Annotated in this window: 19 protein-coding genes; 15 read left to right on the top strand and 4 right to left on the bottom strand. The window is 33.7% G+C overall.

Annotation, left to right across the window (positions count from 1 at the left end):
* Positions 1 to 70 precede the first annotated feature (70 nt).
* The 12 genes from ACEN2K_RS10085 (at position 71) to ACEN2K_RS10030 (ending at position 10,516) form a co-directional block, all read left to right on the top strand.
* Positions 71 to 229 (top strand): hypothetical protein, encoded by a 159-nt coding sequence (locus ACEN2K_RS10085; RefSeq protein WP_441759207.1) that lies wholly within the window; start codon positions 71 to 73, stop codon positions 227 to 229.
* Between the two features lie 568 nt (positions 230 to 797).
* Positions 798 to 2,129 (top strand): hypothetical protein, encoded by a 1,332-nt coding sequence (locus tag ACEN2K_RS10080; RefSeq protein ID WP_441759206.1) that lies wholly within the window; start codon positions 798 to 800, stop codon positions 2,127 to 2,129.
* 187 nt (positions 2,130 to 2,316) lie between these two features.
* On the top strand, positions 2,317 to 2,691 hold the full coding sequence (locus ACEN2K_RS10075; RefSeq protein WP_441759205.1) for a hypothetical protein: 375 nt from the start codon (positions 2,317 to 2,319) through the stop codon (positions 2,689 to 2,691).
* Positions 2,692 to 3,068: 377 nt separating this feature from the next.
* Positions 3,069 to 3,938: a tetratricopeptide repeat protein gene (locus ACEN2K_RS10070; RefSeq protein ID WP_441759204.1), complete on the top strand. Its 870-nt coding sequence runs from the start codon at positions 3,069 to 3,071 to the stop codon at positions 3,936 to 3,938.
* A 161-nt stretch (positions 3,939 to 4,099) separates the two neighbouring features.
* Positions 4,100 to 5,182: a serine hydrolase domain-containing protein gene (locus ACEN2K_RS10065; protein ID WP_441759203.1), complete on the top strand. Its 1,083-nt coding sequence runs from the start codon at positions 4,100 to 4,102 to the stop codon at positions 5,180 to 5,182.
* Positions 5,183 to 5,264: 82 nt separating this feature from the next.
* On the top strand, positions 5,265 to 6,365 hold the full coding sequence (locus ACEN2K_RS10060; RefSeq protein WP_441759202.1) for a Gfo/Idh/MocA family protein: 1,101 nt from the start codon (positions 5,265 to 5,267) through the stop codon (positions 6,363 to 6,365).
* A 24-nt stretch (positions 6,366 to 6,389) separates the two neighbouring features.
* Complete coding sequence (locus ACEN2K_RS10055; RefSeq protein ID WP_441759201.1) at positions 6,390 to 6,593, top strand: hypothetical protein; 204 nt, start codon at positions 6,390 to 6,392, stop codon at positions 6,591 to 6,593.
* A gap of 54 nt (positions 6,594 to 6,647) precedes the next feature.
* Entirely contained in the window at positions 6,648 to 7,076 is a 429-nt protein-coding gene (locus tag ACEN2K_RS10050) for a cytochrome c oxidase assembly factor Coa1 family protein (protein ID WP_441759200.1), read from the top strand.
* 16 nt (positions 7,077 to 7,092) lie between these two features.
* A complete protein-coding gene (locus ACEN2K_RS10045) occupies positions 7,093 to 7,953 on the top strand; it encodes a prolyl oligopeptidase family serine peptidase (RefSeq protein WP_441759199.1) in 861 nt (286 codons plus the stop codon).
* Between the two features lie 75 nt (positions 7,954 to 8,028).
* Positions 8,029 to 8,988, top strand: coding sequence for a bifunctional helix-turn-helix transcriptional regulator/GNAT family N-acetyltransferase (locus tag ACEN2K_RS10040; RefSeq protein ID WP_441759198.1), 960 nt, complete (start codon positions 8,029 to 8,031; stop codon positions 8,986 to 8,988).
* An 86-nt stretch (positions 8,989 to 9,074) separates the two neighbouring features.
* The gene (locus tag ACEN2K_RS10035) at positions 9,075 to 9,557 is read left to right on the top strand and encodes a GNAT family N-acetyltransferase (protein ID WP_441759197.1); all 483 of its coding nucleotides are present in this window, start codon (positions 9,075 to 9,077) and stop codon (positions 9,555 to 9,557) included.
* A 164-nt stretch (positions 9,558 to 9,721) separates the two neighbouring features.
* Complete coding sequence (locus ACEN2K_RS10030; protein ID WP_441759196.1) at positions 9,722 to 10,516, top strand: 3-keto-disaccharide hydrolase; 795 nt, start codon at positions 9,722 to 9,724, stop codon at positions 10,514 to 10,516.
* A gap of 102 nt (positions 10,517 to 10,618) precedes the next feature.
* Here ACEN2K_RS10030 and ACEN2K_RS10025 read toward each other — a convergent pair whose 3' ends face one another.
* The 4 genes from ACEN2K_RS10025 to ACEN2K_RS10010 are packed head-to-tail and all read right to left on the bottom strand — an operon-like array spanning position 10,619 to position 16,838.
* Entirely contained in the window at positions 10,619 to 12,019 is a 1,401-nt protein-coding gene (locus ACEN2K_RS10025; RefSeq protein ID WP_441759195.1) for an efflux transporter outer membrane subunit, read from the bottom strand.
* Positions 12,009 to 15,176, bottom strand: a complete 3,168-nt coding sequence (locus ACEN2K_RS10020) for an efflux RND transporter permease subunit (protein ID WP_441759194.1) — start codon at positions 15,174 to 15,176, stop codon at positions 12,009 to 12,011. Before ACEN2K_RS10020 ends, ACEN2K_RS10025 begins: the two co-directional genes overlap by 11 nt.
* 33 nt (positions 15,177 to 15,209) lie before the next feature.
* A complete protein-coding gene (locus ACEN2K_RS10015; protein ID WP_441759193.1) occupies positions 15,210 to 16,316 on the bottom strand; it encodes an efflux RND transporter periplasmic adaptor subunit in 1,107 nt (368 codons plus the stop codon).
* Between the two features lie 27 nt (positions 16,317 to 16,343).
* Positions 16,344 to 16,838, bottom strand: a complete 495-nt coding sequence (locus ACEN2K_RS10010; protein ID WP_441759192.1) for a GbsR/MarR family transcriptional regulator — start codon at positions 16,836 to 16,838, stop codon at positions 16,344 to 16,346.
* A 204-nt stretch (positions 16,839 to 17,042) separates the two neighbouring features.
* Between ACEN2K_RS10010 and ACEN2K_RS10005 the strand changes: the two genes are divergently transcribed.
* Genes ACEN2K_RS10005 through ACEN2K_RS09995 form a run of 3 tightly spaced genes read left to right on the top strand, consistent with a single transcriptional unit; the run spans position 17,043 to position 20,736 of the window.
* Positions 17,043 to 18,272, top strand: a complete 1,230-nt coding sequence (locus ACEN2K_RS10005; protein ID WP_441759191.1) for an HD domain-containing protein — start codon at positions 17,043 to 17,045, stop codon at positions 18,270 to 18,272.
* Positions 18,273 to 18,311: 39 nt separating this feature from the next.
* Positions 18,312 to 19,355, top strand: a complete 1,044-nt coding sequence (gene lpxD, locus ACEN2K_RS10000; RefSeq protein ID WP_441759190.1) for a UDP-3-O-(3-hydroxymyristoyl)glucosamine N-acyltransferase — start codon at positions 18,312 to 18,314, stop codon at positions 19,353 to 19,355.
* On the top strand, positions 19,348 to 20,736 hold the full coding sequence (locus ACEN2K_RS09995) for a bifunctional UDP-3-O-[3-hydroxymyristoyl] N-acetylglucosamine deacetylase/3-hydroxyacyl-ACP dehydratase (protein WP_441759232.1): 1,389 nt from the start codon (positions 19,348 to 19,350) through the stop codon (positions 20,734 to 20,736). Before lpxD ends, ACEN2K_RS09995 begins: the two co-directional genes overlap by 8 nt.
* Positions 20,737 to 20,758: the final 22 nt, after the last annotated feature.

The raw sequence follows: 20,758 nt of genomic DNA, 5'->3' as shown, positions 1-20,758 counted from the left end.
TGATTTTTTAGGTGATTCACAATGGGAATTTAAACACGGAAACAAAACATTAAAAATAAAAATTTTACACGTGAAGTGGTTAGAAGATTTTCATCAAGGCGAAGTTATTGTAGTACCAGGCGACTCTTTAAAAGTAAAAATTAAACAAAATTTCAAGTATAACAAAAATGGTTATCTAATCTCTGAAAAAACAGAAATTGTCGAAGTTTTAGAAATAAGAAAAAATTAATGAAATTAGAAAGAAATTTATTTTATGTTTTGGTTTCAGAAATGCTATTTACAATTTTACCATTAATTGTAATTGCAATTGTTAGAAGCTATCAAAATCAGTACGAACTGATTTTTTATAACACTGAATGGGCTATGATGTCCATAATTTTATTCGGACAATCGATAGTGAAATTTTCTTCTGGAGTAGCAAACTCAAATCTCAAATTTAGATGGCAACTAGTTTCTCTAATTATGTCACTAATTATTATATTTGGATTAGTACCTTCAATAATAATTCTAATCATTAATCTCTTAAATTCCGAACCTAATTTTGTTTTACATACAGCTCAAATGTTTCTATTTGTTGTTTCAATAATAACTTTCTTTATTGTTGGATATGTCGGACAGAAACTAATCGACGGAAAAAAATAACTATGCCTAACCGCCATTTTGAGCTAGCTGGAATTTAGTGGAATTGCCGTTCCGCATATAGTTTTCGTTATGCCGAAAAATTAGCGGTTTCGAACTTCCAGCCATCTCAAAGTGGCATAACGTTAGGCGTCACTTTGCCACAAAACAACAGGAAAATGAACGAAAATAACCTTCAATTTAGAGCTTTTAATTTTGTAGAAAAGATAATAAAGATTGAAGAAAAAGGTAACGCAGAAAATTTTGAATCTTGGAAAGGCTCATCTTCACATTTAAATGTAATTGATTTAACTGATAAAATCGTCGACTCACCTGTAATTGTAACCCAATATATGTCTGATTTATCAGATTATAAAATATATGTTATGATTAATAGCATAAAGTACGGGTTCATTGAAAATGATTATAAAAATTTTTATAAATTGGTATATGAAATTTCAGAATGGAATAACATTCAATCAAAACTATCTATTGAATATTTAAAAGAAAAAACATTAAGATGGATAGTTGATGTTTACATAAATAAGGTTTCCAAAATTGACTTATTTATTTTTTTAGAAAAAAAAATATCTGAAGATGTAAATAAATATAGATATTGCTTCCCTATCTTAAATATAGATATTGAAAAACAATTCAAGATTGGTGAATCAATAATTAAGTTTTTTTCAAAAGAATATTTTGATGAATTCTATAAAACAAGATTATCAGAAAAGGAAGTCTCCGAGGAAAACTTCAATAAAATTTATAGAAAGTATCAAGGACAAGTTTTTGTAGAAATTGAAGTTTTTGCGGAAAGTAAAAAAGCAGAATTTATTGCTTATGAAAACGCTTGCTTTATTATAGATATATTAAAACTGTGTGGTCCAACAATACAATTTCCAACAGAAATATGCTATTTAGAACTTGAAAGCAGAATGCCTTTTTCTTATGACTTCTTAAGGTTCAAAAACGATGATATTTATGATTTCTCAATAACCACAAAAGTCAATCGTAGTCAAATGCTACCTTTTGACTCAAAATTAGTTAATGATTTCAAACCATTTTTCGATGAATTTGGAAAACTACTAAATCCAAAACATAATTCTGATATAGAAAAACTTGTAAAAAGCTCTATTATATTTTATTCTAAATGTATTTCTGAAACAGATATTCATTTACGAGTTTCACAATTCATTATGATTATAGAAAGTATTTTTTTATTGGATGATGAAAAATATAAAATGGAAAACAAGTGTAAAAGACGTTTACTAGATTTCTCATTTGATTCAAGAAATATTGAAAAAATATATTTCAACGAAATATTATCTGAAATGTATCAAATAAGGCATAAAATGACTCACAAGTCAATTAGAATTTTTATTGACTACTCTAAATTGAGAATTTTCCAAATAGAAATAATAAACTTATTATTCTTGCTCTTGAAAAACAGTAAAAATTTTGACAACAAAGAATTGTTGATAAACTATGTAGATAAAAAAGCGAACGCCTAACACAAGTCTTGAGCAATTTGCGAATTTGGAGGAATTACCGTTTTTTATAGTATTTTCGTTAAGCCGCAAACTGAGCAGTTACGAACTTCAAGTCCTCTCAAGTTGGCATAACGCTGTAAGTAATATGATTACGAAACTTTGGAATAAAATATTAAATGTCAAATAGGAATATTAAAATTATGGAATTATGAAAAAAAGAAACTTATCAGTACTAAGATTAATAATCATAGTATCGTTTGCACTATTTACTTCTTGCACAAATGACAACAATTCACAAGACTATAATTTAGAGGGAAAATATACTCATTCAATTGTTGGTTGTGATAATAATGGCAATGCCGAAAATAACTGTGTAGAATTTATTGATTTCATTGATAATTCAAATGTAGATGTTCTTATCGGAGGGGGAGACATTGTATACAGAACTAAATATACCATCAACGATAATAAAGTTCAGTTGGATAAAATCAGTGGTTTGGACTTTGACATTTCATACAATATCCAAAATGAATCGACGCTTAATCGAATGGAAGATAGTGGAATTTGGGTAAAAACAAAGTAAAAACTACTTACAACAGCCTGTTGATATAGCCGGTGTATAGTGGAGTTAGCATTCCGCAATCAAGTTTTCTTTAGCCCGAAAATACTCGTTTTCAAAATTGTCGCTACCACCAGTGTCTCGCTTGTCCCTCAAACTAAGCACTGATAGCATCATAAGTAGAATATATAAATTTAGTGAAGGTACTGCAGCCTATTTTTAAGCCTTGTAACTGTTAACTGAACTGATGTATTTACACTGGATAATCATTTTTTAAACAGTAAATTAAAAGCCTAGTAGTAGCATATAATATTTACTTAATAACAAGACCTTTTCTATTACTCAGGATAAAATAACCTATTAAACAACCAAAATCAATTAGATAAACCAAAAATAACCATATGAAAAAAAGTATTTTACTAGGACTGTTTTTACTGCACGGCAGCCTATCATTTTCACAGTCATTTGAACAAAAAATTGCTGTAGAAGCTTGTAACTGTATTTCGAAATTTGAAAAAGCCACAGAGAAAAATTATAGTGACTGTTTTGGGAGTTCTTTCTCGACTGTGTTTTTTGCAGAAAAAGATCAGAAAGTTAAAGAAAAAGCCAATTCCGTTGCAGGAATTACTCAAATAATGAAAGAGGTATTTGCTCTTTTGCCTACCACATGTACTATAAAAAAAACAGTAAGCAGCAATGATAAAAAGAGTTTGTTTTACACAGCGTCTAAAAATGAGAAGGCAATGAGTTCTTATATTATAGGTAAAGATTTAATGAACAATTCTAAATACGAACAGGCAATAGTCCATTTGCAAAAAGCAGTAAAAGATGATAAAGACTTCGTACTCGCTTATGATGATCTGGCTGCATGTTACAGACAACTTAATGATTATGATAATGCCATCAAATACTATCAAAAATCATTAACTGTTTTTCCAGAAGGTGATTTTGCTTTAATGAATTTAGGTGTGGTTTATACATTAAAATCAGATTTTAAAACTGCGATTGATTATTATGAAAAATTAATCACTTTTGAGCCTAACAATGCCGAAGGTTATTTTGGAGCAGCAAAAAATTACTTTCAGATAAAGGAATATGAAAAAGCCTTAAATTATATTTTTATAGCGCACAGAATTTATACCACTGAAAACTCGAATTATAAAAGTGATTCAGAACAAATTTTGGCAGCTATGTACCAACAGCTCAAAGCTGAAAATAAGGAATCTCTTTTTTTAAAAATTGCCGAAAAGAATAATATAAAAATTGATTAATATTCATGAAAATCGGTTTCTTTTCTTCTAGTTATCCCTTCTGGTTACGTCTTTATTTATTTTTGAGAATTTAAATTTAATAGTAATAATCCGTAAAAAAGAACTACTTTTAATTCTAGCATTGGCTAAAATCACTACCCAAATTTAAAACAAATAGTACTATGACAAATTACCTTCAAAGAATTATAATAGTATTTGCTGTTTTTACGGTTAGTACAACGACTTATTCCCAACGAGATAAAGTAGATGATGCTATAAATAAAGTGATGCAAAAGAATAAGATTGTTGGTTTGCAATTAGCTGTAATTAAGGATAACAAAATAGTTAAAACGAGTCAGTATGGTTTAGCAAATATTGAAGATTCTATTGCCGTAGATAGTGAAACTGTTTTTAGCATTAATTCGATGACTAAGTCCTTTACTGGAGTTGCTATTATGCAATTAGTAGAACGAGGGAAATTGCGACTAGACGATCCTATTTCTAAATATTTGAATAATTTGCCTGCTAGCTGGCAAAATATTACGGTCAAGCAAATTGCAACACATACTTCTGGAATTCCTGATATCTGGGAGAAACCAGAGCAAATGTGGTCAAATGATAGTGCTATTTTGTTTCAAAAAATAAAAGAACAACCTATAGTTTTTAAAGCAGGAGAAGAGCAACGGTACAATCAAACGAATTTCTTATTACTTGGGATGATAATCGAAAAAATTAGTGGTCAAACTTTTGAAGAATTCGTAATTAAAAACCAGTTTGAAATAGCTGGTATGAAAAAATCCATTAGGGCAGGAATGGGAGATTTCTTTAGTATAATTAACCATTCTGCAAAACCGTATACCTATTATATAAATGGAAGTTTAACAAATATCTACCAACCAATGCCCAAAAATTTGTATCCAGCAGGTGGCATATTTTCTACTGCCACCGAAATGGCACAATGGGCAATTGCTTTGCAAACAAATAAATTAATCAGCGTAGAAAACTTAAAAATATTGATGGCTCCAACATCTCTAAAAGATGGAGTGATTCACGAAGGAACTGGATTTTTTAATCAAAGTTCGATTGGATTTTTTTTAGCTACAAAAACGAATATGCCTGTAATTGCAACTTTTGGAGGTGCTAGAAACGCTTTATTCATTTACCCCAAAGATAATATTACTGTTGTGGTATTATCAAATTTGGTAGGTGCACGACCACAAGATTTTATTGGAGAAATAGCTAATTTATATTTAACAGATAAGTAATCGTTTCTTCCAAAATACTAAGACAATTACTTTATAGCTGCAATGCTATTCGAAAGAAAACGACAAACGTAAAACCTACTTTATGAAATCCAGGATTATTTTCACAGTCTTCATCGTATTATTATCTATAAACTGTATAGCCCAACAAAAAGCACTCAAAGTGGGTGTTATAGGACTTACACATACTCATGTTCATGGAATTTTAGGAATTAAAGACCGCGGAGATATCAAAATTGTTGGGATTGTGGAACCCAATCGTGTATTGGCACAACGCTACGCTGAACAGTACCATTTTCCAATGGACTTGGTTTTTGATACTATAGATGAAATGATTGCCAGAAAACATCCAGAAGCGGTAACTGCTTTTGGGACTATTTATGAACATTTAGACGTTGTAGCCACTTGTGCTCCAAAAGGAATTCATGTAATGGTTGAAAAACCACTGGCAGTAAGTCTAGAACATGCTAAAAAAATGGAAGCACTTGCTAATAAGTACCACATTAAATTATTGACTAACTATGAAACAACTTGGTATCCCTCCAATAAAGAATCCTATGATTTAGTGAACAAAGGAGCAATTGGTGAGCTGCGCAAAGTAGTCGTTCATGATGGACATAGAGGGCCTAAAAAGATTGGTGTTAATTCGGAATTTTTAGATTGGTTGACAGATCCTGTTCAGAATGGAGGTGGAGCTATAACTGATTTTGGCTGCTATGGTATTAATCTAATGACTTGGTTGATGGAGGGAAAAAGACCTAATTCAGTTACAGCAATAACGCAACAATTGCAACATGAAAACAATCCAAAAGTGGATGATGAATCAACTATTTTATTGACTTATGATAATGCCAATGCCACCATTCAAGGTTCTTGGAACTGGCCAATAGGAAGAAAAGATATGGAAATTTATGGCTTAACTGGAGTCATTTATGCTGACAATAAGAATGACATGCGTGTAAGAATTGCAGAAGGTTATGACGGTTTTAAAGAAGATGCCTACAAAGCAAATAGTCTAGAATCTCCTTATAATGATCCATTTAAGTTTTTTGCCGCAGTAATAAGAAATGAAATAACAATAAAACCTTATGATCTTTCTTCTTTAGAAAACAATATGATTGTTATGGAAATACTTGATGCTGCCCTAAAAAGTAGTAAAACAAAACGAACAATTGAACTCAAATAATACACGCGTTATTTTTTTATGAAAATGAACAAAAACATCTATTTGGCATTAGCAATACTTTTTTTAATTTCTTTTACAAGTTCGTTATTTGCTACTGGAACAACGCACGAATTACTGTTTTGGGAAGTGAACATTTGGGTGTACCGCTTGTTTAGGTTGGTTATCGCTGTGGTATTTATGAAATACTATATAGATAGTAGAAAAGTACAAAAAACAGTTGAGAAATAAAAAGAGCATAAATTTCAGCGCAGCGCAATTAATAAACTTTTAAAAAATAGCCTGATGAGTAATGAATTGGTCCAAAATAAAAGTGGGTTGGAAAGAAATTGGAAGTTAATTTTAACGGTATTGTTTTTTCTCTTAATCAGTGGCTATTTCTTGTTTTCAAGTTTTAAAACTGATGGTATGGATTTAATTCAAGCCTATAATGAAAAAGAGCTTTATGAAAAAGCGTTAGAAATGGTAAAAGAGAATAATGAAGTGAAACACGCTCTTGGCGAATTAGAACCTTTAGACCCGCTGGCTATTATAGAAGGAAGTGCAAAATATAGCACGAACAAAGATTCTATTGAAACAACCGTCCGCATCAAAGGTACTAAGGGAAAAGCTAAGATGGATATATGGGCGATTAAAGTAGGAGGCGAATGGCAGTATTCCAAAGTCGATGTGAGAATAAACTCCAGTAAAAAACGCATCAGTATTATAATGTAATCTTCTAACTTCTGTTATGAATAACTTTAAAAAGTGCTATTTAGTTGTTGCCATGGCTACGCTTCTTTTGGGACTTAACTCTTGCAACAGTAGTAAGCCACAATTTGGAAAAACGCTTGTCCCAAAAGATAGTGATACGCTTTCCTTACAAAATACAAAAGCTGCCATCAGGAAGATTCCCAATACTGCTTTTGAAATAGGGTCTTATTCGGGAAATCAACATGTTCCTATTCAGTACCGTTTGATGAAACCCAAAGTAAATAACCCAACTAAAAGATATCCATTAGTAATTGTCTTTCATGGATCGGGCGCTATAGGGAATGATAATGAAAGTCAGTTAGGATTATTGGCAAAACTCTGGGCTGTGGACAGCATTCAAAAAAAATATCCCGCTTATGTGCTTGCACCACAATTCACAGTCCGTTCTTCTAATTATACGATGGATAAAAGTAGGGGAGTACTCGCCTCTGTCGGACAGGAACCTTTGCCAATAGTACTACAGCTTATTGACTCTTTGCGATCGACTGCGAATATTGATAACAAAAGAATTTATCTCTTGGGTTTCTCCATGGGAGCATCAACGGTAATGAATGTCTTATCAGCCCGACCTGATGTATTTGCTGCAGCGGTAAGTATTGCAGGCATTCCGCAATTTGACAAGATAGAATCATTAGCACAGAAACCTATTTGGCTCATTCACGGTAACCAAGATAAGGAAAACCCTTTTGAAAGCGATGTACAGTTTTATTCCGAAAGGAGTATGTACGATAAAACGCTTTTTTTGGAAATGGATGCATTAGCACATAATGATATTCTTTCGATGCAACTTCTTGGTGAAGCCATTCCGAAGTGGTTATTCCAATTCCGCAATCCATAATTAATTTTTGCAGAGGAATTAGTAGGCGTAAAACAATTTATAGTTATATTTACATAACTAATTATATAATTAACTATGCAAACAGAATTTTTCAATAGAACAGGTAAAATAGCGATTGGTAGCCGACTAAGAATGTTGACCTCAAAAATCACCGAAGACGCTAAAAAATTATACAAAATTTATGATGTTGCACTAGAACCAAAATGGTTTCCTGTATTTTATGTTTTAGCCGCTAACGCTGCAATGACTGTTACTGAAATTGCCTTAGAAATTGGACATTCGCAGCCATCAGTGAGTAAGATAATTCGGGAGATGGCTAAGAAAGGATTGATTGAGGAAAATAAAGACAGTACGGATGGTCGTAAAAATGTTATTACACTCACCGAATCCGGAATTAAAATCAGTGAAAATATTAAACATCAATATACTGATGTGGCTAATGCGATAGAAAACATCTTAACTGAAACACAAAATGATCTTTGGAAAGCAATTGAAGAATGGGAGTTTATGCTAGAGCAAAAGTCTCTTTTGCACCGAGTGATGGAAAAAAGAAAAGAGCGGGAAGGGGCTAATGTGAAGATGGTTGATTATGACGCACAGTATTACAAAGCGTTTAGAGATTTAAATGAGGAATGGATATCCACTTATTTCAAAATGGAAACTACTGATTACAAATCATTAGACAATCCAGATGATTATATATTGAGTAAAGGTGGCCATATCATAGTTGCTTTGCATAATAATGAGGCGGTGGGAGTATGTGCACTGATTAAAATGAATGACGATGACTATGATTATGAATTAGCCAAAATGGCTGTTTCACCAAAAGCACAAGGTCTAAGTATTGGTTGGCTTTTAGGTCAAGCAATAATTGAAAAGGCAATATCGTTAGGAGCAAATTCTTTATACTTGGAAAGTAATACCGTATTAAAACCAGCCATAAATTTATATCATAAATTGGGATTTCAAAAAATTGTTGGGCGTGACACTCCCTACGAGCGTTGCAACATACAAATGGAATTGATTTTAAAATAGTAATACTTACTTTAAAAAAGGTGTGAAACGTAAAAAATTCCTGGTAATAAAACAAAGCGTACATTTGAAATTATAAAATATCGATAATGAAAGAATTAAAAATTGCCGCTTACGAATCAATGTACCATCATGAATATAAAAGACTTTCTATAGAATGGTTAGAGAAATATAATTTATTAGAACCAGCTGACTTGCCAATGCTAGACTATCCACAAGAGGAAATATTAGACAAAGGCGGATCTATTTTTCTGGCTCATTATGACAAAACCATTGTAGGAACAATTTCAATAATGAGAGAAGGGAAAAATAATTTTGAAATCTTAAAATTAGGTGTCAATTCAGATTATCAAGGATTAGGAATTGGACGCAAATTGATGGTGCATTGTATAGATATTTGTAAAAACAAGAATGCTGACGCCATTATTCTTGAAACCAATACTAAACTGTTGAGTGCTATTACACTTTATAAAAGTTTAGGTTTCAAAGAAGTTCCTTTAACAAATTTGATGTATCAAACCGCCAATTATAAAATGGAGTTGGTACTTTCGGAATGGATAGACTCAAACTAAAATAGAAAGAATTCGAGACTATAAATAATTCATTTCGGTTAGGTTAAAAAACTTCTAATTTTAACAATTTAATAATTAAACCCTATTATTTTTTTAGTTATGATGTGAATACATAGCCATTTTATTATAAATTTATGCTTTATCAATTTTAATTAGTTAATACTATGAACTTTATCAAAATTAGCAATGCTCTTTTAGGCTTGACATTATTCTCGACAAGTTTTATCATGGCGCAACATCCAGTAATAAATACGCCTCCTGAAGTTTCTCCCATGGCGATGAAACCAGAAATGACTGAAATTTGGGAGCCTGAAGTAGCTGTGGTTACGCCTGCTAAGAAAGTAGGAGATGCTCCATCTGATGCCATAATTTTATTTAACGGTAGTTCGATGAATCAGTGGGTCAGTCAAAAAGATGTAACTAGGGCTGCTGCCTGGAAAATTGTCAATAATGACTATATGGAAGTAGTACCTGATGCGGGCGGTATTCAAACTAAAATGCAGTTTGGCGACTGTCAATTGCATATAGAATGGAGCGCACCTGATGAAGTGGTTGATGGCGGACAATGGAGAGGGAATAGCGGCGTATTTTTTCAAAATAGATACGAATTACAAGTTCTAGATTCTTATAAAAACAGGACTTACAGTAATGGTCAAGCAGCTAGTATTTACAAAGACCATCCGCCATTAGTCAATGCAATGAAAACGCCTTTAGAATGGAATACCTATGATGTAATCTATACAGCACCTCGTTTTAAAGCCAATGGAAAAATTGATGCACCAGCTAGAATAACTGTTTTACACAATGGTGTGTTAGTACAAAATAATGCTACCATTAATGGATTAACACTGTATACAGGTTTACATAATTATCCAGAATCTCATGGAGAAGATGTGATTTCATTACAAGAACATGGTTGCAAAACACAGTTTAGAAATATTTGGATTAGGAGACTATAATTTTAAATCTCGAATAATGCGATAAAAAAAAGCCCTTAAACTATGTGTTTAAGGGCTTTTCAAATTAAAATAACCTACATTAATTCAGGGTACAGAATTAAGCTATTGCCATCCACCGCCAAGGGCTCTGTATAATTGAATGATGGCTTTGTACTGTTGGAATTTATTATCTACAAGATTTAATTTAGCACTTAAGGCATCATTTTTAGAAGTCAAAACTTCTATATATGTTGCCATACCATAAGTTAGCAATTCGTCAGAGAAAGAACTAGCTTTAGTCAGTGCATCCACTTGTTTTTCACGAACTGCTATTTTGTAAGTTTCATTATTGTATTGTGCCAATGCATCTGAAACTTCTTTACCAGCCGTAAGTAATGATTGTTCAAACTGCAAATAGGCTTTTTCCTGATTTGCTTTAGCAACTTCATATTTAGTTTTCAATTGTCTTTGATTGAAAATGGGTTGTGTTAAACCCGTGACGATATTAGCAAAAATAGAATTGGCACTAAACCATTCTTTTAAGTCGATACTTTGTAAACCGCCGGCCGCTGTAATTCTCAAGCTGGGGTAAAAACCGCTTTTGGCAACATTAGCCATTTCAAAATTGCTAATTAAATTAAACTCAGCAGCGATAACATCTGGTCTGTTGCGCAATAAATTAGCCGGTACGCCAAGTGTAATACTAGGTTGCAGGTTTTGATCTTCAAAGGTCGAACGGGCAATTTTTCCCGAAGCTTCCCCAAGCAATGCACTCATTGTATTTTCTAAAATAAGTACATTGTTTTTTAAATCAGCAATAATAATCTCAGTTGCGTATTTTTGTGCTTCCGTTTGTTTTACACCAACTTCAGTTACGTTCCCCGCTTTTTTTAAGGCTAGAATGGTTTCCACACTTTTATTGCGATTAATCAAAGTTTCTTCGGCTACTTTGATTTGGGCATCAACCGCAAGTAATTGGTAATAGGTTGTGGCAATATTAGCAATTAACTGCGTTTTTATAGCTTGATTTACAGCAGTTGTCTGTAAGAATGAAGCATTTGTAGCGCGCTGATTACTTCTTATTTTACCCCAAATATCGGCTTCCCATGACAGATTTCCAGCTAATTGGTATTGATCAGTATTTAAGTCATTAAGGAAAGATCCTGACTGACTGTTTTTAGAAATTTTCTGATGTGTCCAGTCTGCACCTGCAGAAAGAGTGGGGAAGTAGCCCGCTTCGCCTTGCTTCATCGTAGCTTGTGCAGCAGCGATATTTTGCATGGCAATGCGAATATCCAAATTGTTCGCTAAACCTTTTGCAATGTATCCTTGTAAAAGAGGATCAGTAAAAATCTTGTCCCAAGACACCGCTGCAAAAGAATTCGTGTCTGTTGCCACTACTTCGTTTCGATATAAATTTTCTGTTTTTAATTCAGGACGCTGGTAATCTTTCGCAACAAAACACGACTGTAATAGTGTTGCAGTAACTCCTAAGAGTGCGATTCTATATAGTTTATTTTTCATTTTTTTCTTCTAAAAGTGCAACATCTGATTCCTGATTTGCTACAGGAAGGGGTTTTGTACTAATTCTTTCCTGTAATGACTGGAAGACCATAAACAATACAGGTATAACAAAAACGCCTAATAGTGTTCCTATTAACATTCCTCCAATGGCTCCAGTACCAATCGCTTTATTTCCTACAGCTCCTGCACCTTGCGCCAGCATAAGTGGCAATAATCCGAAGATAAAGGCAAACGAAGTCATCAAAATAGGACGTAACCTAGCAACGGCTCCTTGGATCGCTGCCTGTGCAATACTGAGGCCTTTTTTCCTGGCTTCTACAGAAAATTCGACAATCAAAATGGCATTTTTGGCAAGTAAACCAATAAGCATGATGAGCGTAATTTGTAGGTAGATGTTATTACTCACATTGAATAAAAAAGCAAAGATATATGCTCCAGCTAAACCAATGGGTAACGAAATCAAAACTGCAAATGGTAGCATATAACTTTCATACTGAGCAGCTAGTAAGAAGTAAACAAAAACTAAACACAGTAAGAATATATACAAGGTTTGTCCGCCAGCACTAATTTCTTCACGTGTCATTCCTGAAAATTCATATCCGTATCCGATAGGTAGTTTTTGACTCGCGACCTCTTCTACTGCTTTAATTGCATCACCAGAACTGAATCCTTCATTAGGAGCTCCGGTCACTTTAACCGAGGTAAACAAGTTGAAACGATCAATGGCTTGTGGCCCAAATACCTTTTCTAAGGTCACAAATTGAGAAATAGGAGCCATTTGCCCTTTGTTATTTCGAACCAATACTTTATTTAAAGATTCTGGATTGCTTCTAAACTGTGGTTCTGATTGGTAAACGACGCGATATTGTTTACCAAATTTATTGAAGTTAGACGCATAAACTCCACCATAATATCCTTGCATTGTTCCCAGAACATCAGTTACCGTTAAACCGGATCTTTTTATCGCAGCAACATTTAAATCAATTCGATATTGAGGATAATTAGGAGAGAATGATGTTGCAGCATATTTGATTTCTGGACGGCTATTTAAGGCAGCTAGAAAAGCATTATTGACTTCACTTAATTCCTGAATTGTTCCTCCTTTTTGATCTTGAAGTTGAAATTCAAATCCATTAGTGAAACCAAAACCAACAAGTGTAGGGCGAGCAAAATAAAGTACTTTGGCATTTTTAACCGCTGCTGTACGTTTAAATAATTCTTGAACAATCATTGAAATCTCTTGATTAGCATCTTTACGTTCTGCCCAAGTTTTTAATTTCACAATAACCATCCCGTAGTTACTTCCTGTACCACTAATCAAACTTCGTCCAGATATACGAAGCACTTCTTTAATTTCGGGGATATCTTTAACTTTATTTTCGATTTCCAACAAGACTCTTTCTGTATTTTCTAGTGAAGTCCCTGGTGGAAGTGAAACATCCGAAAGGATAGCACCTGTATCTTCTCCTGGTACAAAAGCTTTTGGAGTGATGTTTAATAATAGCACAAAGATTCCTGCAAAAATGGCAATTCCTAGAAATGCCAACCATTTTCTTTTAATGAAAAACTCAACAGATCGTTTGTATTTCTTAGTGGTCGTATCAAATCCTACATTAAATGCAGTATAAAAACGGTCCAAAAATCCTGTTTTCTTTTGATTGTCATGAGGTTTTAAAAAGATCGCACATAAGGCAGGCGAAAGTGTTAACGCATTAATAGCTGATAACACAATAGAAACCGCTAATGTCAAACCAAATTGCTTGTAGAACACCCCCGCTGATCCACTGATGAAAGAAACTGGTATAAATACTGCCGACATCACTAATGTAATGGAAATAATGGCGCTACTAATGTCTCCCATAGCACTGTGTGCCGCTTTTTTAGGATCGTGTTCTCCTGCTTCCATTTTGGCATGGACAGCTTCGACTACCACAATAGCATCATCGACAACGATACCCACGGCGAGTACTAAGGCAAACAGCGTTAGTAAGTTGATCGTAAACCCAAAGACACTAAGGAAAAAGAAGGTTCCCAAAATTGCTACGGGCACTGAGATCGCAGGTATTAAAGTAGATCTCCAATCTTGTAAGAAAATGAAAACGACAATAAATACTAATAGGAACGCTTCAATTAATGTGTGAATTACTTTGGTAATAGACTCCTCTAAGAAGTCATTGGCATTAATTAAAGTGGTATAATGAACTCCTTTTGGAAAGCTTAAAGAGGCTTTATCTAAAACATTTAAAGAACCTTCAATAACTTCCTGCGCATTAGAACCAGCAGTTTGTGCGATTGCAATCGCCACTGATTGATTTCCATTAGTAAGGGTATTACTAGCGTAATTCACTGCTCCTAATTCGATGCGGGCAACATCGCCTAATTTTAAAATCTCTCCATTCTCTGTGGAACGAACAACAATTTCTTCAAATTCTTTAGCGTCTTGTAAGCGGCCTTTGTACTTCAAAGTATATTGAAAAGATTGGTTGCTGTTTTCTCCCAGTTGTCCTGGTGCAGCTTCAATATTTTGCTCGGCTAATAATGCCGTGATATCAGAAGGAATTAATCCATAAGCTCCCATGACATCTGGCTTTAGCCAAATACGCATGGAATAATCTTTTTGACCAAAAATAACAGCTTCTCCTACACCAGCCACCCTTTTAATTTTGGGTAATATATTAATGTTGGCATAATTTTGTAGGAATGTCATATCATAATCTGGATTCTCACTATATAAGGAGAAAATCAAGATGTTATCACTTTGTCTTTTGGAAGTAGTAACTCCCGCTTTGGTCACTTCTTGTGGCAACAATGGTGTGGCACGTGATACTCTATTTTGAACATTAACTGCTGCTAAATCTGGATTAGTCCCTAATTTAAAATAAATACTAATCGAAGCTGAACCGTCATTATTAGAAGTCGAAGTCATGTAGGTCATGTCTTCGACACCATTAATTTGTTCTTCTAGCGGAATTACAACAGAGTTCATTACCACTTCGGCACTGGCACCTTGGTAATTTGCGGTCACCGTAACTGTGGGTGGCGCTATTTCTGGATATTGTGAAACAGGAAGGGAGACTAGTCCAATCACTCCTAAGATTACGATGATAATGGAAATCACCGTTGACAATACCGGTCTGTCAATGAATTTTGAAAACATATTTTGTTATTTATGCAATAGTTAGTATGCCAATTATTTTTTTGTAGGATCAATAGTAGTATTAAAATCAACTACCTCAGGCTTTATAGGCGTACCTTCTGTAACGATACCCACACCTTCGATCAACATTTTGTCGTTGACATTAAGTCCGCTATCTACTACAAAAAAGCGACCACCAGGAACGGGGCGCACCACAATAGGTACAGCTTTTACTTTGTTCTCCTTGTCAACAATTAGTGCAATGCGTTTGTCCTGCATTTCTAAGGTTGCATTTTGTGGAATAATAATAACATCTTGCAAATCTGTAGGGATTTGAATAGTTCCGCTTCCACCAGAGCGCAATAATCTATTGCTGTTTGGGAAACTGGCTCTTACGTTAAAGGAACCTGTTTGTGCATTGGCTTGACCACTAAAAGTCTCTATTTTTCCTTTTTGTTCGTAAGCAACACCATTGCTTAAAACTAAATTAACAGCCGGCATTTTGTTTATTTTATCTTGAAAAGTCTTTCCTTCAGAGTTCATCATGATATCCAATTGTTGTTTTTCATTCACAGAAAAATAAGCATAGATAGTACTCACATCAGAAATACGTGTTAGAGGCTCTACAGTTTGACTACTTACATAACTTCCTAAACGTAAAGGAAGGCTTCCTACAATTCCGTTAACGGGACTTTTGATAGTAGCATAATTAATTCTGGCTAGAATACTTTGATAAGTACTTTTAACACCAGCTAGATTTGCCTTAGCAGTTTCTAGTTGTACGTCGCTTATGATATTGCGGTCAACCAAAGGTTTTAAACGATTTACTTCTACTTGTGCAGCGGTGATTTTTGCTTTTGCAGCAGCAGCTTCTTGTGTAGCCGTTTGTGTTTCTAGTTTAAAGAGTAATTGCCCTTTTCTTACTTCTTGTCCTTCTTGAACATAGATCTTTTCAATATATCCATCTACTTTTGCACGAATATCAATGTCGGTTATGCCTTCTAAACTAGCAGGATATTCAGCTAGCAACGTGGTGTTTGATTTTCCTATTTCGACTACCTTATAAGGCATCACAGCAGGAGCAGCAGGAGTGGTTTCTTTTTTACAGGAGAGCAAGCTTATTGATAATAAGACTGCACTTATAAAGTATCTTTTTTTCATATGGATAGTGACTAAATGGATTACTAATTATTGATTGTTTTTATTTTTGATTTCTATTTCTTGGAATTTCTTGATGGTGTTAGTGATGACTTTTTCGACTTCATTGACATGACTTTTGTATGCCTTTACGTTCTCTAGATTACATTTCTCTGCAGGACAAGAAGCAGTTTGTTCTCTATAAGCAATCATACGGTTAACGATTGTCATTTCAGAATCAATTAACTGTAAGTAATTCTCTAATCTTTTACTTAAATCAGCAGCTTTAAAATATTTTTTACGGTCACCACAAACAGTGAAGTACGTAATCTTGTCCATTTTTAACAGTAAATTGAGATTTGTAGAAATGGAACTTTTACTTGCGCTTAAGGATTCTACAAGTGTTTCAAAGGTCAGACCTGACTTGCAGCCATCCATAATAAGTGTTCCTAATATTCTGGCAGCTAAAGGGGGAATGTTGTATAATTTCTCAAAGTGGATACCAAACATCTCCTTTAACTCATCTCTTTCTTTCTGAATGTCCATTGTAAGTAATTTTGCGCAAAGATAAGATTGGTTCGTAAAACACCGAACCAATCGAACTTAATTTTATGTTAATTTTATCATTATTATTAAATTCTCAATCGCTGCCTTTAAAAAGTTGTTTTTAACAAGAATTACAGCCATTAAAAACACTTTAATGATTAAAATCTATTTTACTTATATTTGTTGACTTAAATACAATTTAGCGTGAGTCATATCAATAAACTAAAAATATTTAATGATCCCATTTATGGTTTCATTAGCATACCAAATGCCTTAATTTACGATCTCATTCAGCATCCTTATTTTCAACGATTAAGGCGTATTTCCCAAATGGGTTTGTCTTACTTAGTTTATCCTGGAGCTAATCACACCCGTTTTCATCATGCACTTGGTTGTATGCATTTGATGCAGAAAGCGGTTGATGTATTGCGTTTTAAAGGTGTTGCCATTTCACCAGAGGAAGAAAATGCATTATATATTGCTATTTTACTACATGATATAGGTCATGGTCCGTTCTCACACGCCATGGAAAGAAGTATCGTTGAAGATGTACACCACGAAGAAATTTCGCTATTGTTCATGAACGAACTAAATGTCAAGTTTAATGGACAGCTGGATCTGGCTATACAAGTATTTAAGGGAGAGTACCACCGCCTTTTTATGCTGCAGCTTATTTCCAGTCAATTAGATATGGATCGAATGGATTATCTAAAAAGAGATAGTTTTTACTCGGGAGTGGCTGAAGGTAATGTCAATTCAGAACGGTTAATTCAGATGATGAATGTGGAAAACGATGTACTTGTCATTGAAGAAAAAGGAATTTATTCTGTAGAAGAGTTTTTAATGTCTCGAAGATTGATGTATTGGCAAGCCTACTTGCATAAAACTAGCTTGGTAGCCGAATTAATTTTGACAAAAATATTAAAAAGAGCCAAGGAGCTTACTTTAAAAGGAACAGTATTGCCGTGCAGTGAGCCTTTACAGTTCTTTTTGCAAAACAGAATTACATTAGATTCTTTTGATACTAAAATTTTGGATTTATTCTCTAGATTAGATGATTTTGATATCATCAGTGCTCTGAAATCATGGCAGTATCAAGAGGATTTTATTTTGTCATCACTAAGCAAAATGATTATTAATAGAGATTTGTTAAAAATAAAATTAACGAGCGAAAAAGTGCCTAACGAAGACTTACAACCTTTAAAAGAGCGTTTTGCATTAGAGAACAATATCAGCTTACAAGAAGCAAACTATTTTATTTTTAAGGGAAAAATTAAAAATCAGGCGTATAGTAAGGAAGCAGAACCGATACGAATTTTGAAAAAAGATAGAACTGTGGAAGATGTTATTGAATCTTCTGATCAGCTGAATTTAAAATCATTATCAAAAGCAGTTACCAAATATTACATTTGTTTCCCAAAACAACTTGTATAAATGAACATTTAAAATCTATTTTTTTATATTTTTGTCGGAATGAAATTTACAGCAGAACAAATAGCGGGGATCTTGGAAGGTGAAGTAGTTGGTAATCCCAATGCTGAAGTGCACGAGTTAGCTAAGATTGAAGAAGGAAAAGACGGTTCATTGACTTTCTTATCAAATCCAAAATACAATAATTACATTTATACAACAGAGGCTACAATTACTATTGTAAATAAAAGCTTTACTCCAGAATCAGATTTAAAAACAACATTAATAAAGGTAGAAGATGCTTATATTGCATTTTCTAAGCTATTGGAATTTTATGACCAAGCCAAAGGGAGTAAAAGTGGTATTGAGCAACCTTCTGTAATTGCAGAAAATGCAAAATACGGTAAAAATTTATATCTTGGAAGCTTTAGTTATATCGGGGCTAACGCAGTTATTGGGAATAATGTAAAAATTTATCCTAATTGTTTTATAGGAGATAATGTTGTCATTGGAGATAATGTCACTATTTTTGCTGGTGCCAAAATATATTCAGAAACTCTAATTGGTACTAATTGTACCATTCATTCTGGAGCAATTATAGGTGCAGATGGTTTTGGTTTTGCACCAAATCCTGATGGAACATTTAAGAAAATTCCTCAAATAGGGAATGTGATAATTGAAGATAACGTAGATATAGGTTCCTGCACGACAATCGATAGAGCTACTATGGGTGCTACGATTATTCGAAAAGGAGTAAAACTGGACAATCAAATTCAAGTTGCCCATAATGTTGAAATAGGTGAAAACACAGTGATTGCTGCACAAACAGGAATTGCTGGTTCGACTAAAATTGGTAAAAATTGTATGATTGGTGGTCAGGTGGGAATTGTAGGACATTTAACCATTGGGGATAATGTGCGTATTCAGGCTCAAGCAGGAGTAGGAAGAAATATAAAAGACAATGAGGTATTACAGGGAAGTCCTGCATTTGGATACAATGATTTTAGCAAATCATACGTTCATTTTAAAAACTTACCTAAAATTGTCGCTGAAATAGAAGAGTTAAAAAAAGAAATATTAAACCAAAAAAATGGAAACAATGGTTAAACAGAAGACCATCAATACAGAAATCTCACTAACAGGAGTTGGATTGCATACTGGTAAAGAAGTTAAAATGACTTTTAAACCTGCTCCAATTAATAATGGTTTTACTTTTGTAAGAGTAGATTTAGAGGGACAGCCTATTGTTGAAGCGGATGCCAATTATGTGGTGAATACTCAAAGAGGAACAAACTTAGAAAAATTAGGCGTTAAAATTCAAACTCCAGAGCATGTCTTAGCAGCCCTTGTAGGTTGTGATTTAGACAACGTTATTATAGAATTAAATGCATCTGAACTACCGATAATGGACGGTTCTTCTAAATATTTTGTAGAAGCACTTGAAAAAGCAGGTATTGAAGAACAAAACGCAAAGCGCAATGTTTATGTAGTTAAAGAAGTAATTTCATTCACTGATGAAGCATCAGGAAGTGAAATCTTAATCATGCCTAGTGACAATTATTGTGTTACAACAATGGTCGATTTCGGTACTAAAATTTTAGGTACTCAAAATGCTAATATGAAGAACATTGCTGATTTCAAAACTGAAATCGCAGCTTCAAGAACTTTTAGTTTTTTACACGAATTAGAGTCATTGTTAGAAAATGGTTTGATTAAAGGAGGTGATTTAAATAACGCTATTGTTTATGTAGATAAAGAAATTTCTGAATCTACAATGGAGAATTTAAAAGTAGCTTTTGGAAAAGACACTATCAATGTTAAACCTAACGGAATATTAGATAATTTAACTTTACATTACCCAAATGAGGCTGCAAGACATAAGCTACTTGATGTAGTAGGTGATTTAGCTTTAATAGGTACTAAAATTCAAGGTAAAGTTATTGCTAACAAACCAGGTCATTTTGTAAACACACAGTTTGCTAAGAAAATGGCTAAAATTATTAAAATTGAACAACGTAATTATGTTCCTGTTTTTGACTTGAACCAAGAACCGTTGATGGATATTCATAAAATCATGGCTGTGCTTCCTCACAGACCTCCATTTTTATTGATTGACAGAATTATTGAAATGTCTGAGACACATGTTGTGGGGATGAAAAATGTAACAATGAATGAGAATTTCTTTGTAGGGCATTTTCCAGAAGCACCAGTTATGCCAGGAGTTCTGATTGTTGAAGCGATGGCACAAACAGGAGGGATACTTGTTTTGAGTACGGTTCCAGATCCAGAAAATTACCTGACTTATTTCATGAAAATAGACAATGTAAAATTCAAGCATAAAGTACTGCCTGGGGATACTTTGATATTTAAATGTGATTTAATTACTCCAATTAGGAGAGGGATTTGTCATATGCAGGCCAATGCGTACGCTAACGGTAAGTTAGTTGCAGAAGCGGAATTAATGGCGCAAATTGCAAAGAAGCAATAAAGATACAATTATAGTAAAAGCC

This window comes from Flavobacterium sp. W21_SRS_FM3 (assembly GCF_052113625.1).
Lineage (GTDB): Bacteria > Bacteroidota > Bacteroidia > Flavobacteriales > Flavobacteriaceae > Flavobacterium.
Note: the sequence above shows the minus strand (reverse complement) of the source record. Positions and strands in the feature narration are given on the sequence as shown.

What these genes read in the sequence shown, in the direction of transcription:
- ACEN2K_RS10080 (WP_441759206.1), top strand. Translation starts at nt 798, where the DNA reads ATGAACGAAAATAACCTTCAATTTAGAGCTTTTAATTTTGTAGAAAAG.
- ACEN2K_RS10075 (WP_441759205.1), top strand. Translation starts at nt 2,317, where the DNA reads ATGAAAAAAAGAAACTTATCAGTACTAAGATTAATAATCATAGTATCG.
- ACEN2K_RS10070 (WP_441759204.1), top strand. Translation starts at nt 3,069, where the DNA reads ATGAAAAAAAGTATTTTACTAGGACTGTTTTTACTGCACGGCAGCCTA.
- ACEN2K_RS10065 (WP_441759203.1), top strand. Translation starts at nt 4,100, where the DNA reads ATGACAAATTACCTTCAAAGAATTATAATAGTATTTGCTGTTTTTACG.
- ACEN2K_RS10060 (WP_441759202.1), top strand. Translation starts at nt 5,265, where the DNA reads ATGAAATCCAGGATTATTTTCACAGTCTTCATCGTATTATTATCTATA.
- ACEN2K_RS10055 (WP_441759201.1), top strand. Translation starts at nt 6,390, where the DNA reads ATGAACAAAAACATCTATTTGGCATTAGCAATACTTTTTTTAATTTCT.
- ACEN2K_RS10050 (WP_441759200.1), top strand. Translation starts at nt 6,648, where the DNA reads ATGAGTAATGAATTGGTCCAAAATAAAAGTGGGTTGGAAAGAAATTGG.
- ACEN2K_RS10045 (WP_441759199.1), top strand. Translation starts at nt 7,093, where the DNA reads ATGAATAACTTTAAAAAGTGCTATTTAGTTGTTGCCATGGCTACGCTT.
- ACEN2K_RS10040 (WP_441759198.1), top strand. Translation starts at nt 8,029, where the DNA reads ATGCAAACAGAATTTTTCAATAGAACAGGTAAAATAGCGATTGGTAGC.
- ACEN2K_RS10035 (WP_441759197.1), top strand. Translation starts at nt 9,075, where the DNA reads ATGAAAGAATTAAAAATTGCCGCTTACGAATCAATGTACCATCATGAA.
- ACEN2K_RS10030 (WP_441759196.1), top strand. Translation starts at nt 9,722, where the DNA reads ATGAACTTTATCAAAATTAGCAATGCTCTTTTAGGCTTGACATTATTC.
- ACEN2K_RS10025 (WP_441759195.1), bottom strand. Translation starts at nt 12,019, where the DNA reads ATGAAAAATAAACTATATAGAATCGCACTCTTAGGAGTTACTGCAACA.
- ACEN2K_RS10020 (WP_441759194.1), bottom strand. Translation starts at nt 15,176, where the DNA reads ATGTTTTCAAAATTCATTGACAGACCGGTATTGTCAACGGTGATTTCC.
- ACEN2K_RS10015 (WP_441759193.1), bottom strand. Translation starts at nt 16,316, where the DNA reads ATGAAAAAAAGATACTTTATAAGTGCAGTCTTATTATCAATAAGCTTG.
- ACEN2K_RS10010 (WP_441759192.1), bottom strand. Translation starts at nt 16,838, where the DNA reads ATGGACATTCAGAAAGAAAGAGATGAGTTAAAGGAGATGTTTGGTATC.
- lpxD (WP_441759190.1), top strand. Translation starts at nt 18,312, where the DNA reads ATGAAATTTACAGCAGAACAAATAGCGGGGATCTTGGAAGGTGAAGTA.
- ACEN2K_RS09995 (WP_441759232.1), top strand. Translation starts at nt 19,348, where the DNA reads ATGGTTAAACAGAAGACCATCAATACAGAAATCTCACTAACAGGAGTT.